16 protein-coding genes are annotated in these 16707 nt (G+C 53.5%); 13 read left to right on the forward strand and 3 right to left on the reverse strand.

Going from position 1 to position 16707, the window contains the following annotated elements:
• Positions 1-2: 2 nt before the first annotated feature.
• From AC1Q6I_RS06280 to AC1Q6I_RS06290, 3 genes are read left to right on the forward strand one after another with little or no spacing between them, the layout of a single operon-like run.
• Entirely contained in the window at positions 3-455 is a 453-nt protein-coding gene (locus AC1Q6I_RS06280) for a hypothetical protein (protein ID WP_102624439.1), read from the forward strand.
• A gap of 10 nt (positions 456-465) precedes the next feature.
• On the forward strand, positions 466-1221 hold the full coding sequence (locus AC1Q6I_RS06285) for a hypothetical protein (RefSeq protein WP_219730512.1): 756 nt from the start codon (positions 466-468) through the stop codon (positions 1219-1221).
• Positions 1218-1565, forward strand: coding sequence for a hypothetical protein (locus AC1Q6I_RS06290; protein ID WP_207238093.1), 348 nt, complete (start codon positions 1218-1220; stop codon positions 1563-1565). Before AC1Q6I_RS06285 ends, AC1Q6I_RS06290 begins: the two co-directional genes overlap by 4 nt.
• Positions 1566-1867: 302 nt before the next feature.
• Here the strand turns inward: AC1Q6I_RS06290 and AC1Q6I_RS06295 are convergent, their stop codons facing one another.
• Together AC1Q6I_RS06295 and AC1Q6I_RS06300 are read right to left on the reverse strand one after the other, a co-directional pair.
• The gene (locus tag AC1Q6I_RS06295; RefSeq protein ID WP_146015740.1) at positions 1868-2503 is read right to left on the reverse strand and encodes a cysteine peptidase family C39 domain-containing protein; all 636 of its coding nucleotides are present in this window, start codon (positions 2501-2503) and stop codon (positions 1868-1870) included.
• Between the two features lie 17 nt (positions 2504-2520).
• On the reverse strand, positions 2521-3213 hold the full coding sequence (locus AC1Q6I_RS06300; RefSeq protein WP_102624437.1) for a DUF4019 domain-containing protein: 693 nt from the start codon (positions 3211-3213) through the stop codon (positions 2521-2523).
• Between the two features lie 150 nt (positions 3214-3363).
• Here AC1Q6I_RS06300 and AC1Q6I_RS06305 point away from each other — a divergent pair, with 150 nt between their 5' ends.
• The 9 genes from AC1Q6I_RS06305 (at position 3364) to AC1Q6I_RS06345 (ending at position 14551) form a co-directional block, all read left to right on the forward strand.
• Positions 3364-6135, forward strand: a complete 2772-nt coding sequence (locus AC1Q6I_RS06305) for a coiled-coil domain-containing protein (protein WP_102624436.1) — start codon at positions 3364-3366, stop codon at positions 6133-6135.
• An 8-nt stretch (positions 6136-6143) separates the two neighbouring features.
• Positions 6144-6794, forward strand: a complete 651-nt coding sequence (locus tag AC1Q6I_RS06310; RefSeq protein WP_102624435.1) for a DUF2460 domain-containing protein — start codon at positions 6144-6146, stop codon at positions 6792-6794.
• A complete protein-coding gene (locus tag AC1Q6I_RS06315) occupies positions 6791-7651 on the forward strand; it encodes a phage/gene transfer agent baseplate hub protein (protein WP_102624434.1) in 861 nt (286 codons plus the stop codon). Before AC1Q6I_RS06310 ends, AC1Q6I_RS06315 begins: the two co-directional genes overlap by 4 nt.
• Complete coding sequence (locus tag AC1Q6I_RS06320) at positions 7648-8106, forward strand: NlpC/P60 family protein (protein ID WP_158244437.1); 459 nt, start codon at positions 7648-7650, stop codon at positions 8104-8106. Before AC1Q6I_RS06315 ends, AC1Q6I_RS06320 begins: the two co-directional genes overlap by 4 nt.
• Positions 8090-10600, forward strand: coding sequence for a phage tail protein (locus AC1Q6I_RS06325; RefSeq protein ID WP_158244436.1), 2511 nt, complete (start codon positions 8090-8092; stop codon positions 10598-10600). Before AC1Q6I_RS06320 ends, AC1Q6I_RS06325 begins: the two co-directional genes overlap by 17 nt.
• Before the next feature lie 12 nt (positions 10601-10612).
• A complete protein-coding gene (locus tag AC1Q6I_RS06330) occupies positions 10613-12937 on the forward strand; it encodes a hypothetical protein (protein ID WP_102624432.1) in 2325 nt (774 codons plus the stop codon).
• A 19-nt stretch (positions 12938-12956) separates the two neighbouring features.
• A complete protein-coding gene (locus AC1Q6I_RS06335; protein WP_102624431.1) occupies positions 12957-13211 on the forward strand; it encodes a hypothetical protein in 255 nt (84 codons plus the stop codon).
• 405 nt (positions 13212-13616) lie between these two features.
• On the forward strand, positions 13617-14042 hold the full coding sequence (locus tag AC1Q6I_RS06340; RefSeq protein WP_102624429.1) for a cell wall hydrolase: 426 nt from the start codon (positions 13617-13619) through the stop codon (positions 14040-14042).
• Complete coding sequence (locus AC1Q6I_RS06345; protein ID WP_102624428.1) at positions 14042-14551, forward strand: lysis system i-spanin subunit Rz; 510 nt, start codon at positions 14042-14044, stop codon at positions 14549-14551. Before AC1Q6I_RS06340 ends, AC1Q6I_RS06345 begins: the two co-directional genes overlap by 1 nt.
• A 244-nt stretch (positions 14552-14795) precedes the next feature.
• Here AC1Q6I_RS06345 and AC1Q6I_RS06350 read toward each other — a convergent pair whose 3' ends face one another.
• Positions 14796-15167 (reverse strand): winged helix-turn-helix domain-containing protein, encoded by a 372-nt coding sequence (locus tag AC1Q6I_RS06350; protein ID WP_102642553.1) that lies wholly within the window; start codon positions 15165-15167, stop codon positions 14796-14798.
• 236 nt (positions 15168-15403) lie between these two features.
• Here AC1Q6I_RS06350 and AC1Q6I_RS06355 point away from each other — a divergent pair, with 236 nt between their 5' ends.
• The gene (locus AC1Q6I_RS06355) at positions 15404-16537 is read left to right on the forward strand and encodes a diguanylate cyclase (protein WP_102642554.1); all 1134 of its coding nucleotides are present in this window, start codon (positions 15404-15406) and stop codon (positions 16535-16537) included.
• Positions 16538-16707: the final 170 nt, after the last annotated feature.

A 16707-nucleotide genomic window follows, 5' to 3' on the forward strand; every position in this document is an offset into this window, starting at 1 on the left:
TCATGCCCTCGATTCAAGAACGCATCGTCGCAAAGGCGCAGGCGCTGATTCTGGCCGCCGGTACGTTGGCGGCAGACCGGGTGTATCGCAGTCGTACTGAGGCGATCAAACGGGACATGACGCCCGCGATCGTGCTGCGCCCTGACCTTGAAACGTGTGAGCGCGAAAGCGCTGCAGTGGATCGCAACCAGTTCGAGCTGACGGTGGAAATCATCGCCCGGGAGGACACCGACACAGGTGCTGCCTGGGACCAGGTGGCCGACTTGGTCAAGGTTGCCGTGCATGCGGTCCTGATGGCAGAGGACGCCTTTGAGGAGGCGGATCGGGTGCAGCGCTTCTACATCGACTGGATCGAGGACGAAGGCGACAACACCGCCGGCAACTGCATGGTGCGTTACCGATTCACCTACCTGTGCAACACCGGCGACATGACGGCCGGACCTACTTTTTACTGAGGAACACATTATGCAAATCGCATTCGGCAGCGGGTTGTTTTACGCCACTCCGCTGATGGACGCCTATGGCAATGCTATTTCCGCGCCGACCCCCATTTTGTTGGGCATCATGCAAGAAGCATCGGTGGACCTGTCGTTCGATTCCAAAGAGTTGTTCGGCAGCGAGCAGTTTGCGGTCGACGCGGCACGGGGCCAGGGCAAGCTGACGGGCAAGGCCAAGTCCGCCCAGATCAGCCTGCTGCAGTGGAATCAGTTGGTGTTCGGACAGACCCTTACGACAGGCCAGGTGCTAGTCCATCACTCCACGGCACCCACGGTGATCCCTGCTGGGGCCAAGATTACCGTGGAGCCTCCAGTGGGCGGGACGCTTTCTGGTGATCTTGGGGTACGGGGCGCCGGTGCGATCCCTTACGTTCGGGTACTGAGCGCGCCGACAGTGGGACAGTACACCTTTGATGCTGCGACGGGGGAATATGCATTTGCCGCTGCAGACGTGGCCAAGTCGGTGTTCATTGATTACCGCTACACCGTCACGACGGGTAAAAGCCTGTCGGTGAAAAACCTGCCCATGGGTGACATGCCGGTATTCCAGGGCGAGCTGGTCTTGAAATACAAGGGCAAGACTGTGTACGTGCGAGTGCCGAACTTTGTCAGCAACAAGCTGGGGATCGCCACCAAACAGGACGACTACACCATCCCGGACTTTGAATTCACCGGCTACGCGGATGAGTTCGGCGAGGTGTGCTACTGGAGTGCCAACGAATGACGGTCGTGAATGTTCCCGGCGTTTCGTTCCCGTTTCCGGGGAAAAGGCTCGTCATCCCGCCCCTCGCGCTGGGGGATCTGGAGCAACTGCTGGAGCGGATCAACGCGGTGATGGCCGGCAACATGGACCGGGACAGCATCGCGACGGTGATTGATGCCACTCACGCAGCATTACGTCGCAACTACCCAGACATTGAGCGTGCAGAGGTGGCAGCGCTACTGGACCTTCGCAATATGCGTGAAGCGTTGGATGCTGTTATGAGTGCCTCGGGCTTGGAGGTCACAGAGTCGGCGCCGGGGGAAGGATTGGCCCCTTCGACTGGGGCCAACTCTACGCTCACCTGATCGCCAGTACGGGCCAAAGCCCGGTCACGCTTCGGCGTGATTGGGACATGGTCATGGTGGGGCATATGACTAAGTACTGGCATCACCATCCCCCGGCTCACATCCTTGTGGCCGGCTACATGGGGTATACACCGAGGCAGGACGCTACAGACGCTCCCGATCTAGCGAGCAACCTTGCCAGCTTGGCTGGTGAGCTACGTGATGAATTACCTGATCATCTGCGCAGCGCTTTAGATGCATTCTCAGCATCAAATTAGTACAAGTAATGGAGGGAAAAGAGGCTTGCGGTATTAACATCAGAGTTATGCCGGCGTGATAATAGGAAGCGCAAGGTATCGTAGATGTCCACCTGTATGCATAGTTTGGAGCTCTAGTGGGTCGTTCAAGCCGCGTATCCCATTACCTGGCCAGGGGTCCATAAAACCAAGATTGAATATTTGAGGCCCCATGGGAGTATTCTGGAAACTAGCAGCTGTTAATACCATTGCATGAGAAAGGTTGCAAAATACTAATGGAAGCTCTCTCGCCAGACTTTGTAGTATGAGCTGATTGTTTATTGCGTGAACTCCCGCGTCTGCGTCATATGCTGCGCGCAGTCTAACGCGGAATTGTCTACCGTTTTCATCAGTCCAGCGTCGTGCCAGTGCCTGGGAAATTACGCGTCCTGACAGTGCTGGAATATTTTGTATGCTTCCATATGCTTGAAGAACAATTTCAGCCTGACTTACATAATATCCATAGTAGGAAAATATCATCTGTATCGAAGCGGCCCAGCACCACTGGGACATTTTTTGATCTGCGTATGTCTGCTGAAGTCTTGGCATTGATATTCCCACTTCACACACGCCATAGTTATTGCACTGTTGATATGCCAATGTTTTCAGAGGGATTCCGGCTGCTGCAATCGTCAATCCTTTAAGTAATTGTCGACGGTTCATGGCTATGCCTCATGGCTTTATTGGCAGGGTATTTGTGTTGGGGAAATAGTGTATCCAAAAACTTTCCAAGTTATATCTTGGGTCGCTCGAAGAACGACGTTTTCTTCTCTGCAGGTTTCATCATTTGAGAAGTGAGTTCGAAAGGTGAGAAATCTATATAGTCCTATAGGATATCCAGGCGGTGACTGAATTGAATTCATTCTCATCGGGGCGCGCGATTTTACTTCGCCTAATGGTCGGCGAACTGTATTGATCAGGCTTGTTAGTGACTCAATGCTGTCAACTGAATACCCTATGCTTTCGGGGTCCAGTAGATTCCATGTGGTTACATATTGAAAGCTATCAATAGACTTTAAATACTCCAAAGCGACAGGTCCGGCAGGCTGGGGAGGTTCCACAATTCTGACTACTTTTTTATTTATCTCTGGTTGAAAAAAAAGAACAATTATTACGAGTCCCATTGCCCCGCCAGCCCGCCAGAGGCCTTTGTGTTGTATTGCAAGTCCTCCAGGTATTATGGCTCCGAATCCTCCTGCGGCTAGCGCTAGGGTTGTTGTGAATATCTTAAGTTGGATGCCTTCTGCGTTTGGGTAATAAGTAGACATGACTAACATTGCAGACAAGAATATAACCCCGAGTATGCATGCTAATAGAGTGTTTATATTTAGTTGTCCATTTATGTAGTTGTGTGCTTCGTTTGACCTCTTCATGGTGAGTGCTCCTATTTTTTATAAGGCCAGCTATATCTGTATAGATGCGGTGTGGAGTCGATGCAAGCAATAAACGCAGACTTTTTTTCGCATTTTTTTTGCGGTTTTTTCAGCGGATTAACGTAATTTTTTAAAAACTTAGGAGGAGGCATGGATAGAAATATTGCTTATCAATTCACTGCCGGTACCCAAGGTTTCGACCGTGCGGTTGAAAGTATTGAACGCAACATGCGTGACGCACGGACGACGTTTAGTCGCGAGCTGAGGGCGATCAACACCGAGATGGTCGGCAGTCAAGCCCGGCTTGCTCGCTTTGGCCCGGCCGTTAATGAAGCGTTTTCTGGCGTCAGTGCCATCATGCGCTCGGGCCTCGGTGGTGTGGCGGCTGGCATTGCGGGTGTGTTTGGTCTGGGTGCTTTCAAGCTCGGGCAGATCGTTAGCGATAGTAAGGACGCGGCGATCCAACAGGAGTCTGCTTATCGTGGCTTGGAAGCGGTGGCCAATCATGCCGGCGTCGGCATTGGCCGAGCCATGGATGAGGCCAACAAGCTCGCCTCCGACGGCTTGCTCAGCGTTGGTGACGCGGCCAAGGCCCTGCAAAACCTGCTCAGTCGTGGTTACAACGTCGACCAGGCCGTTGCGGTGATCAACCGCCTGAAAGACGCTGCAGCGTTCAACCGGCAAGCCAATCTCAGCATGTCGGAAGCTGTGGTGTCGGCCACCGAGGGCTTGAAAAACGAAAACTCGGTGCTGGTAGATAACGCCGGTGTTACGAAAAACGTCGCCAAAATGTGGGACGAGTATGCCAAGAGCATCGGCACCAGTCGTGACAAGTTGTCGGACTCGCAAAAGATCACGGCCGAATACAACGGCATCATGAAAGAGACCGAGGCCCAGGTCGGTAATGCTGCCAAGGCGGCAGATGGGTTGACCGGCAGCCAGGCCGAGCTCGACTCCAAAAGCAACCAGCTGCAAGTCACCATCGGCACCATTCTTGAGCCTGTCTTCATCAGCCTGAACAAGCGGCTGTCGGAGACTGCCAGTTGGTTCAACAACCTATTGAAAGGCATGACGGGAGTAGGTCTTACCGTTGATGAGGTGGCGGCGAACGTTGCGCGCTACGAAGCGATGTTAGGGACCGTCATTGCCGGTCCGCGCGGTGGGGGTGGCAAGGCCCAGCTGGAAGCCACGCTGGTCGAAGAGCGCCTGCTGCTAGAGAACATGCAGTTGGTGTCCAATAAACTGGAGGAGGTCGACGCGGGTATGCGCTCCCGTTCCGCTCGCATCGAAGAGCAGCGACGTAAAGTGGCCGAGATGGCCGCGACCGGCAATACAGCCCTGACCAAATCACCACAGCAGGGCAGGACAAGTCCGACCGCTTACGGCGTTGAAGTCGCCCGGTTGACCAAGCTGGAGCAGGCATACGCTGCAGCTGTCGAGCATCGGAAAAAAGTCGTTGAGTCCACAACTCCCCCTAAAAAAGCGGATGACCCAGTAAGTGCGCCGGCGAAGACCAAGTCACGGGTCAGTGAGTGGGCAGAAGTACTAGACGCGCAGAAGGTCGCTCACGCCCAGCAGCAGGCCGAGCAGGGCACCTTCCTGCAGTTCTCCCAACAACAGGAAATGCAGTACTGGCAGGGCATCCTCAAACGTACGGATTTGAGCGCGGCCGAACGCTTGAGTGTTCAGCGCAATTACCTGGCGTCATTGAATGCGTTGCGCCGGCAGGACGAAGGCCAAGCTTTTGCCGATCTGCAGGCCCAGGCGCAGGAGTACCGCAACAACATGGATGCGCGCCTGCAGATCGCTCAGCAGACCCTGGAGCGCAGCCGTCAACTCTATGGCCAGGACAGCCAGGAATACCGCAAGGCTGCGGCTGAGGTGGTTGCTGTCGAGCGCGAAAAGCAACAGCAAATCACCAACATGAAACAGCAGCAGTTGGCTGCCGATCAGCAGGCGCGTCTTACCGATGTCGCACATGCCGAGCAGATGGCCCAGCTGGATCTGCAGGCCAACCTGATCACTCAAGGCCAACTGCTACAGGCCCAGGTCGAGTTCGAAAAGCAACGGTATGCGATCGAAGCCCAGGCATTGGCCGAGCGTAAAGCGCTGCTGGAGCAGGATCCTGACCGCAACCCGGTCGCTCTGCAGCAGGTCCAGCAGCAGATCCTGGCGCTGGAACAAACGCACCGCAACAGCATGGCGGTGATTGGCAGGCAGCAAACCTTTGAGTCGCAAAGTAACTGGACGGGCATGGTCGACAGTCTGCGGACCAGTTGGTCGAGCGGGCTGAGCGGGATCTTGAGTGGCACCATGAGCACCCAGGGCCTGCTTCGTGGGATCTTCACTAGCATCGGGGCGGCATTCGTTGAAAACATGGTCACCAAACCGCTGATGGCCTGGATCTTCGGTGAGACGGCTAAAACCGGTGCAACGGTAGTCGGTGTCGGCGTTCGAACTGCAGCTGAGGCGGGCGGTGCTGCCATGTCCGTAGCGATCTGGGGGGCTGCCACTATCAAGAACATCATTGCCAGTGCATGGCAGGCCATGGCCGGCGCTTTTGCAGCGATGTCGGCCATTCCGATCATTGGGCCGATCTTAGGCGCCGCGGCTGCCGTTGCTGCCGGTGCTTTCGTGTTTGGTCTGGTAAAAAACGTGGCCTCGGCCGAGGGAGGGTACGACATCCCAGCAGGCACGAACCCCATGACTCAGCTGCATGAGCAGGAGATGGTGCTGCCCAAACAATATGCCAATGTCATTCGCCAAGCCGCGAGTGGGGAAGGGCAACTGGGTGGCGCTGGCAACAGCTATCACTACCACGACAGCAGTGGTCGGATGTCACCCGCTGATATTCGGCGTGGTGCGCGGGTGCTGGCAGAGGAAATGCAAAAAATGCGGCGCAACGGCGCTATCAAAACTTAGGGGGCGAGATGTCGTTAGGACCTTTTTGGCCGGCGCGTTGGATCGCCAGTTATCCCGACGTCGGCGTGGTGGCTGAAGGTGTTCTGCCACGCCTGCCTGGGCAAACGTTGCTTTCAAAAAAGGCGCCAGAGTGGAGTACTGGTGTGCAGAAAGCCGTCAGTGGTCGCCGCCGTACAACAGCTTACTACCCGGCGCCGCTGTGGTCTTTCCAGCTGAGTTACAACGCCGTGCGCAAGCGTCCCGGGTTGGATGAATGGTCGATGCTGGTTGAGTTCTTTAATCAGCGCAAAGGGCAATTCGGCGAGTTCCTATTTTTTGATCGTAGCGATCACCTGGTAACGCTTCAGCGCTTTGGCACCGGTGATGGCACTACGCGAACGTTCCAGCTGTCCAGGGAAATCGGTCACTGGGTGGAACCGGTCTATGGCGTCGTCAATGTGGATGTGGTGACTGTAAGTGGTGCTCCCACTTTAGCCTTCACTGTGGATGAGCTGGGGCGCATCACCTTTACGGTGGCCCCGCCGATGAACGCGGCGTTGGTGTGGAGCGGGGCGTTCTATTTTCGCTGTGCTTTCGAGGCGGACTCGCTCGACGTAGCTCAGCCTTATCGCGCGATCTGGGAACTCAAAAACATCGCGTTCACGAGTATCAAACCATGATCGATGCCACACCTGAATTGAAAGCCTTTCTGGCCACGGCGCGCAGTTTCGTCATGGCGGATCTGTACACGATTGCCCTGGCCAGCGGCCAGGTGCTGCGTTACACCGATGCGGGTTTGCAGATCTTCTATGCGGGACAGAACTATTCGGCCAGCGGGCCTCTGATCAAGCGCACCGGCGTGCGTGCGGTGCGCGGGATTGAGGTCGACACGTTGAACGTGACCTTTACCGCGGGCATGGACGACACCGTGTTCGGCGAGCCCTTGCTTCCATTCATTGCCGGCGGCGGGTTTGACGGGGCCACCCTGAACCTTGTCCGAGCGTTTATGGCAGATTGGCGCTCGCCGGTCGTGGGTACGGTCACACGCTTCATCGGTAGGGTTGCGGAGGTGGATCCTGCTGATCGCGAGCAGGCGACGGTGACAGTGAAGTCGCCGATCGAGCTGCTGGATACCAAGGTGCCCCGGGGAGTCTATCAGCCCTCGTGCCTGCGCACGGTGTACAGCGCCGATTGCGGGGTGAATCGCGCCCTGTTTGAAACCGTGGGTGTGGTCCAAGACGGCAGCACGGCCCTGCGTGTGAACTCCAATGTGCCCGCCCCTCAGGGCTGGTTCGACCAGGGCGTGATTCGGTTTGTGAACGGTGCCAATGCAGGTGTGACAAGAACCGTACGCAGATTCACTGCAGATGGCGCCGTGACGATGATCCTCGGGCTGCCAGGCTTGCCAGTGGCGGGTGATCAGTTTCTGATTTACCCGGGTTGCCCACGGACGCTGGATGCCTGCACCAACAAATTCGGCAACCGAGCGCGGTACCGGGGTATGCCGTTCATTCCCGTTGCGGAGACATCGGTATGAGTCCGTTCGAAGTGCTGCAGCGTGATGCTGTGATCGCGCAGGCCGAGCGTTGGTTGTGCACGCCGTACCAGCACCGGCAGCACCTGCTGGGTGTTGGTGTCGACTGCGCCTGGTTGCTGATTGAGGTGTATCACGCCGCCGGCTTGATTCCCTCGATTGATCCAGGCGCGTACGCCCAGGACTGGCACCTGCACCGCAGTGAGGAACGCTACCTGTGGTGGCTGGAGCTGTACGGCCGGCAGATCGATGTCCCGCAGCATGGCGATGTCGCTGTCTGGAAATTCGGCCGCACCTTCAGCCACGGCGCGGTGGTGGTCGATGAGCACCGCATTATTCACGCCTATCGGGACATCGGCGTCGAGTTTGCAGATATGCGTGAGGAGCGGCTATCCAGCCACACCGTGCGTTATTACACACTTAACCGATATGGAGTCAGCGATGGGGGGCAGCAGTAGTACGATTTCTACCAGCGCGACGCGCATCAATGCGCTACAGATTCAAAGCAGCGCTAGTGGCAAGCCGATCGCCTGGATCGCTGGCCGCAACCGCGTCAGTCCAAACCTTATCTACTACAGCGATTTTGAAGCGGTCGCGAAAACCACGACTAAAAAGTCGGGGGGGAAAGGTGGGGGCGGCGCTACTCAAAAAGACACGACCTATACCTATTATGCGGCGCTGATCCTTGCTGTCGGGCGTGGACCGCTGGGTAATATTCACCGTGTCTTCCGCGACAAGGAAGTGTTCACATCGCTGGCTCAAGTAGGCTTGAACTACGCCAATGGCACTCATGATCAGGCTGTGTGGGGTTTTCTTCAGACTCGCCACCCGGCTGAGGCCATCGCCTATTCCGATACGGCCTACGTGTTTTCCAGCAGGTACCTGCTCAACGATAACGCGGGCGTCCAGAATCATACGTTTGAGGTGGACGGGCGTTATCAAGTACCTGGCCTACCGGATGCTAACCCGGGCGACTTCCTGCCCGGGCTGTTGCTCGATCCGTTGGACGGCATTGGTTTTACCCCCGCATGGGTCGCGGACATGTCGAACTACCGCAACTATTGCTTGGCGGAAAACTTACTCTTGAGTCCGGTACTCGACGAGCAGTCGCCGGCGAATGAGGCCATCGCGCGCTGGTTGCAACTGACCAACAGCGAGCTGGTGTGGTCTGCCGGTCAACTCAAGGTGATCCCCTACGGTGACCAGGCTGTCACGGGCAACGGTGTGACGTGGTTTCCGAACATCACTCCAGTGGCGGACCTGACCGATGACGATTTTCTTTCTGAGGACGGTGAGCCTCCCGTCTCGCTCAAGATCAAGAGCCAGGCCGACAGCTACAACGAAGTGTCGCTGGAGATCCTCGATCGCGACCATGAGTACAACACTGACGTGGTGCGTGCGCCTGATCAGGCTGCCATTGAGCAGTTCGGCTCCAAGCCAATGGATACCATCAAAGCGTACGAAATCTGCGATATAGCCATCGGTGCCCATGCGGCGCAGTTGCTGGTGCAGCGCAAGCTGTATGTGCGCAATGAATATGAGTTCTCCCTCGGCTGGCAGCATGTGCTCCTTGAACCCATGGACCTGGTGACGATCACTGAGCCAGGATTAAACCTGCACCAGCGCCTGGTCCGGCTGATTTCGGTCGAGGAGGACGAGCAGGGTAAGTTGGTAATCGTGGCCGAGGATGCGTTGCTGGGCGTCGGCAGCGCCCCCAACTATCCCGTGCAGAGCAAAAGTGGTTATCAGGGCAATCAGAACGTCTCACCTGGCCCCGTCCTGGCGCCCATCATGTTCAACCCACCCGAGAGCTTGCTGCCCGCCGGCGTGTTGCAGATCTGGGGAGGTGTTGCCGGCACGGGGGAAGCCTGGGGCGGGTGCGAGATCTGGATCAGTGCTGATGGAGACAGCTACCGGTTAGCGGAGACGATTTACGGCAGGGCGCGCATGGGGCAACTGACGACGGCGCTGGCCGCTGGAAGCGATCCCGATACGGTCAACACCTTGTCGGTGCAACTGGCAGCAGCGACCGAACTGGCAGCCGCCACGACCGCCGAGGCGGACAGTGGCGCCACGCTTTGCTGGGTAGCCGGTGAGCTGCTGAGTTACCGCGACGCGGTGCTCACCGGCGTCGGGGGCTACGAGCTGGGGTATCTGCGACGCGGGCGTCTGAGCACGGCCATCTCCAGTCACTCGGCCGGTTCACCCTTTGTGCGGTTGGATGATGCGGTCTGGAAGTACAGCTACACATCCGACCAGGTCGGCAAGACCGTCTGGGTCAAGTTCCGCTCTTTTAACGTGTTTGGTCGAGCGCTTGAGGATCTGGCGGATGTCACTGCCTACAGCATCACGTTATCGCCCGCCCGGGTGGCCCCTGATGCTGCGCAGAATCTTGCCCTGGTCGGTGCCTTTGAGGCGCCGTATTTCACTGTGAGTTGGATGGGCGGTGCTCGGGCCGAGGATCGCTTTGTGCGCATCCGTCACGCGGGCAGCAATGCTCTCCTTCGAGAGGTGGCTACCACCAGCACGGCGCTCACGTACCAACGTGAAGATGCGCTACTGGACGGCGCGCTTATTCGCAGCTATCGCGTGGAGGTTATCGAGCGCAATGCTGCAGGCCAGGCACAGTTGGTGTCGTTGTTGGTCACGAATAGGGCGCCTGCGCCCGTTACTGGAGCCTCCGCCACGGTTACTGGCACCACCACTGCGGACGTCAGTTGCGCAGCCAGTGTTGAGCCAGACGCGGCCGGCTATGTGTTTGTGTATTCAACAGAGGAAGACTTTGATCCAGCAACTGCAGGAACTGTTGGCTATCAAGGCGTAACGCGTACGGGGCAGATCACTGGACTGACGCCAGACACCACGTATTACCTCTGTGCTGCCGCGTACGACACCTGGAGCAGTGTACGTAGCCAACTCAACTTCGCTCCGGCGATCATCTTTAACACTTGATAGAGAGCCACCATGCAGCCCATCCAATTCTTCGCCGCCAGGTCTGAGGACGGTGCCCTGTTGCCCGGTGCAACGGTAGATGTGTTTGTAAGCGGCACCCAGACGCGGGCGGCGCTTTTTCTGGACTCATTGGGGAGTGTTCCTCTGGGTAATCCGTTTTTAGCGGATAAGAATGCCCGAGTCTTTTTTTACACCAGTAGCAACCGAATTGATGTGCAACTTCATCGAGGTGGATATTCCGCACCTCTGGTCCGCGATATAGTTGTAACCGACCCTGACGATGTTCTCGCTCTGACTAACGGTGTATACAGAACCATTCCATTAGGGCTTGCAGCCACTGCAAACGGTAAGATTTTTCAGGTGGTCGCACCTGAAGATGAAGCCGCCTATGCGATCTATCTCAATGACAATGGAACGGCTTTTGATACAGGAAAGCGCATTCCAACCCGGTACTTGCTCGATAAGGTTGAAAGTGCGTCGCGCCAATATGCGGATGTTGCTAAATCCTATGCTGATGTCGCCAAGGAATACGCAGGACGTAACTTTGGTCCGCTGGCGTCTGACCCTGTTACAAACCCTTTGGGTCAACCATTAGTGGCTGGAGATCGATATTTCAATACCTCTGAAGGTATCGAGCGTGTTTACACGGGATTCGCTTGGTATACCCCGAATGCGGACGGGCAGGCGATCCAGTTAGCACTTGCTAACCCTACCGATCCGGGTAAAGGGGCTAGCTTGATCGGCGATAAGGGCACTACAGTCAGTGCGGCCCTTGAGCTGAGTCTGCGAAAACCGAGGAAAGTGTTCAGCAAGCTTTTTGCGGCCGCATCGGCTATCACCCATCTGCGGGTCGTCATTCTAGGTGACAGTTTGGCCGGGGCAAAAATGCTTCAGCTCAACGCATCACTGGATCGCCGGATGGGCGGGGTTAACATGAGTGGCGTCAACAGCGCTGGCACAGGCTCTGGTGAAGGGACGCCCACTGGAGGGTATGACCTATCGCTCAACAACGCTTCGCTGGTAACTGCTGAAACCCTCCAGTACCAGTATTGGCCTACTGGGCTCGTCAGTCGTCTTAATGATGGCGCATCAGCGCTTTGGGTTCGTTCGGGATCTTCGCCAACCTTTACTGAGGTGAAGGTGTACTACATCAAAGAGCCCTCCGCCGGCACGCTGAACCTTTCCGTCGGCGGTACCGTCGTGGCAACCGTCTCCGCTGCCGCCGATGTCACTGGTCTTGGCGTTTTGTCCTACACACAAGCAGTGGCTACTGCTGCCGTGTTGACCGCCGTTTCTGGCGGTTCGGTACGCATACTCTTTGTGCATACCCGCAACACCACCGTGTCCGGTCTCGACCTGTATCAGACCATGAACCGTGGAGGCCTTTTGTTGGCTGATGCAACAGCATCCGCACAGGGGCGATCGATCTGGCAGTCGGCACTGACTGACATAAACCCGGACCTCATCACCTTTGAGATGGACGACGACTTCGGGGATGGGGCGACCGCTGATGCATCGTTCAACTACCTGATAGGTATTCTTGATGCGTCTAGTCCATATGCCGACAAGCTGTTCATCGGGTCGACACCGAGAACCCTAAACGACTCATTCAAGATGAGGTCCGGGCACTACCTGAAGGGCTTTTGCGGCAACAAAGGTGCGTCGTATCTGTACTTCGACAGCTATCACCTCTTGGGCACGCATGCCGATATGAACACCATCTTCGGGACTGACGATGGCATCCATCCGGTGGCAGCCGCACAGGCCTATGCCGCCGAGATGCTATGGGAATTTCTGGGGCTTAACGGATTCAACTTAGGGTTCGTTTCTCGTGCGGTCAATGACCGTGGCACCCCATCCAGGCTCGCTCGCGGTACAACCATTGGCGATCGCCCAGGCCGGGAAATTTCGATCACGGGGGACGCCTCCTCGGGGTCGGACTTTACGCTGACCATGACTCGCTCTTTTGCATTTGCCAGCTCTACCGGGGTGGTTCTTCGCAGGACATCGTCGCAACCCGGTGTGGTCTCCAACGTCGAGCCCATGGCCACTGACTTCGACACACCCGCTAACGTGCGCAAGCGCAATGTGGTCACGTCGACAGGGATCGAGATAACTCAGCTCGTAAAAACCGACAACCCCGGCGGCATGCAGCATCTACGTGCAGGGCTGTACTTCAACAGCTTTACGCGCGCACAGCTGCTGGCTCTCAGTGCGGCGAGCAACATTGGGGCGCTGGCGTTTTGCTCGGACTGTACCGGTGGAGCTCAATGGGTCTATGCGAGAGGCCTCGTCGCCACCGATTGGCTCACTGTGAACGGCAATGCCGCAATCTAAACCTCCAGAGGCTACTAGCATGGCACTTGCACTAGATGTGATTTACAAAAACGTAAAGGTCACAGGAGCCTATGTCACTGTTGCAGTGGCTACCTTAGGTGCGGATAAGGCAGAAATGACCTTCAGCGTTCAGACCTGCGCCCAGGCTAACGGCGACCCTTTGACGTATGTGTACTACACGACACGCTACGACATGGACGGCGAGAACCCATTCAAGCAGGCATACGAGTACCTGAAAACACTGCCTGAGTTTGAAGGCGCTACAGATTGCTGAAGACAACTAACGTCGGAAGCGGAACTTGGTCCAGCCATTTTTTAATCTGAAAGTCCCTGTATCTCCACGTAAAATATAGAGGGTTACTCTGTAAAAAGCTGTAAATCGAGAGAATCCAAATTGCCTTATTTTTTTATAGACCCAAATCCATCCCTGGTTATTGGGAGTTTTAGGAGGGCTCAACACCATTAACGCATTCCTCGTCTCAGTGCACGAAATATGGCGTGGATGATAGCAATGTGCTTCCTCTAAATGCTGACAAGTAATAACGGTTCGGGAACTCCTTGTCGCAATAGTTATCCCACCCTAATTCAGCTTGGCTTTGTACCGTGTATCCATCTTTACTAAGTTGGTTTTCAATTCTAATTTCCGCCGTTGTGCGGTTTTTTTCGTCTGGAGAAAAGTATGACTGCAACCGAGAAAGACCGGGAAATCTTGGCGCTTACACTTTGGGGGGAAGCTCGTGGCGAAGGTTTGGACGGACAGCTCGCTGTGGCCTGGACCATCCGTAACCGAGTGTTCGACGGCAAGGACAGATCTTGGTGGGGGGAGGGGTATGCAGGGGTGTGTCTGAAGTCCAGGCAGTTTAGTTGCTGGAATCAGAATGACCCGAACTATGCATATATGAGTGGCTCCAAGGTAATTCCAGCCGCGCATTTTGCCCAGGCTCAGCGTGCAGCTGACGATGTGATTGCAGGCACCGTGGCTGATCCTACTGGCGGTGCTACACATTACTACGCAAATAATTTGCCTTCTCCACCTGACTGGGCGGCGAAGGCTAAACAGACGTTACACCTGGGACGTCATATATTTTTTAAGGATGTACCGTGATGACGCCCATGCAGATCCTCGTTACGGTACTGATGGCGATGGTTATCAGCGCTGCCGGTACATGGCAGGTCCAGTCCTGGCGTTTGGGCAGAGAGCTTGCAGAGCAAGCCGGACTCCATCATGCAGACCTGGCGGCGATCACCAATGCCGCCGCTACCCGAGCCCGCGCCGAACAGGACAAGCGCATGACCACAGAGCATCAGCTTGCCATCCAAGACCAAAAACACATACAGGAGCTTTCCGATGCTCAACACACTCAGGCTGTACTGCGTGATCGTCTTGCTACTTCTGATGTTCGGCTGTCAGTCCTCCTCGCCGAGGAACCAGCCAGTGTCTGCAGCGTGTCTTCCACCGCCAGCGCCGTCGGCGTGGTTCATGCAGCCCGTCGAGCCCACCTTGACTCTGCGCATGCTCAAAGAATTATCGGTATCACCGATGCAGGTGATCAAGGATTAATTGCTTTGAAGGCCTGCCAGGATTATGTGAAAGAAGTCTGCGCGCCTAATTAACAGAACGGTTGGTCGTGGTCTCATCTTGGTAAGGTTTTAGGTCTATGTGATTTAGCATGAAAGATGTTTGAAAGTTAATATCGGTGGAGTGACTAAATAATAATATTATTTTGGTTGTCGGAGGTTTTTGTTGAAATCTCGCTTTTTCTTGAGAGGGTGAATATATGGTTTCTTTAAAAGAAAATGATATATTTGCCTTCCTTGGCTTTTTGTTTTTTATTGTGATTCTTCGTTATGTTTGGTTCTATAAGTTTAGTTGATTTTCGATAGTTTCTATTAGTGGCTCTATATTTTGTATGAGGTAGTATCCGCGATTTCTAACCGCGCGGAACAATTTTTCTCCATGCGAATATTTTTCAAATTTTTTTTGAAATCTGCTAAAGCACATGCAGAGACCCTTGTAGTTTTCAGAGTCTTTCTCAAGGTGCTTTATTAGTTCTTGGTTGGTTATGAATCTTCTGTGCTCTATTATGAATAACTCAAGTATTTTGCATTCTGTCTTAGTTAATGAAATCTTTACGCATTGATTTTTATTGGTTAATGTTCGATTTTTTCTTTTAAAAAAGTATGTAGTTAACGGATTTTCAATGTGGTTAAGGTGAGTAGTTTTGTCCATTGCACTTTCTTTTTGTGTGGGAATTTAGCAAAATTATTTATGGGTGTTGACATCTACATGGTTTTATTTTATGTGTTAATTGGCGGAGGTTACTACTATAAAGTGATTTCGTTTCACTGTGCTCAAAGCTTCATTTGCTTCAGTTATTTTTTTAGATTTGTTATGAATTGTCAGTTTTGTTAATGATCTTGCGAAGTATATTTATTCCGTCCCTATGAGTTTTTGGCGTCAAAAAAATGTCTCTGGAAAGGGGGGGTGAAAATTATTATTTAATTCGACGCTTTAGGGGAAATCTAAATTTATTGATTTTTGTTTTCACTTGGAGTTGCGCTTTGTATAGTAAGGACGAGTTTTTTGAAGGTTGTGCTTTTGTAAATCGCATGTATGCCCCTCGAATTGTGGGGACTTGTCTGTGTGGTGCAGTCATCATTTCGACTAGCTATTCGAAGATGTCGCCTCTATTGCTCGTACTACTCGCTTTAAATAGTTTAATTTGGGCGCACGCGGCTAGGAAAATTGCCCTTTCTTCAAAGCGGCCTTTTAAATTTGAAAAAATAAATTTTTTATTTGATTCTCTATTTTGTGGCTTTTGGATCGCTGTAATTCAATTTAGGCCACTTCCATCTGTCTTTATTTTTTCGATGGTCGCAATGAATAATGTTGCTGTAGGGGGGGCAAAATTTTTTTTGCGTGGTTTACTTTTCAAAGTTCTTGGCGCTTTTGCAGCATTGATCTCTTTTGGGTTTTCTTATGGTGGGAATTCAGAATCAGATATTTTCGTCTGTCTTCCCGTATTAATAGTTTATCCAGTTACTCTCGGGTTGGCTTTTTATAAGGTTGCTTCTGAGTTAAAACAAAGTAAACATAAGCTTAGGGAATTGAGCAATGTTGATGCCCTAACAGGATTGCTTAATAGAAGATATTGGAATGAGCTAGTTTTTGCTAGTATGGGTCGACATGATCTGATAAGTGAGTCAGTATTGGTGATTTTGGATGTTGACAGATTTAAGTGTGTGAATGATATGTATGGTCATTCTTCTGGCGACAAGGTGCTATGTATTTTAGGCGATATTTTAAGTGCAAGGCTTCGAGCTGTAGATTTAATATGTCGATATGGCGGGGATGAGTTTTGTGTCTTGATGACTAAAGTTTCTATTGAAGAAGTGAATTCTAGAATGTTGCAAGTTTGTGATAATTTTGCAAGCAGAGTAGGCTCTGTCTTTCCGGAGGCAAAAACTACATTGAGTGTTGGAGTCGCACCCTGGAACCCGAGAGTAGTAAATGTTGAGTGTTGGCTTTCTCTGGCTGATGAGAATCTATATAAGGCGAAAAATAGTGGAAGAAATAAAGTTGTATATGGTGATTTTTGAATTTTTATTTACGAGAATTGATAATGCGAGTTTGCTCCATTGATTACAGATCGGCAAAAGTGCGTAGAATAATCTACCGCATGTTGCTCCTTGTTTTTTGAGAAGTATTTGGTGCATGGTTTTTCAGGTCCTACATTATGTATTGGCCGTTTTAAACTGTCGCTAGCAGA

Source organism: Pseudomonas sp. MPR-R2A5 (genome assembly GCF_058793055.1).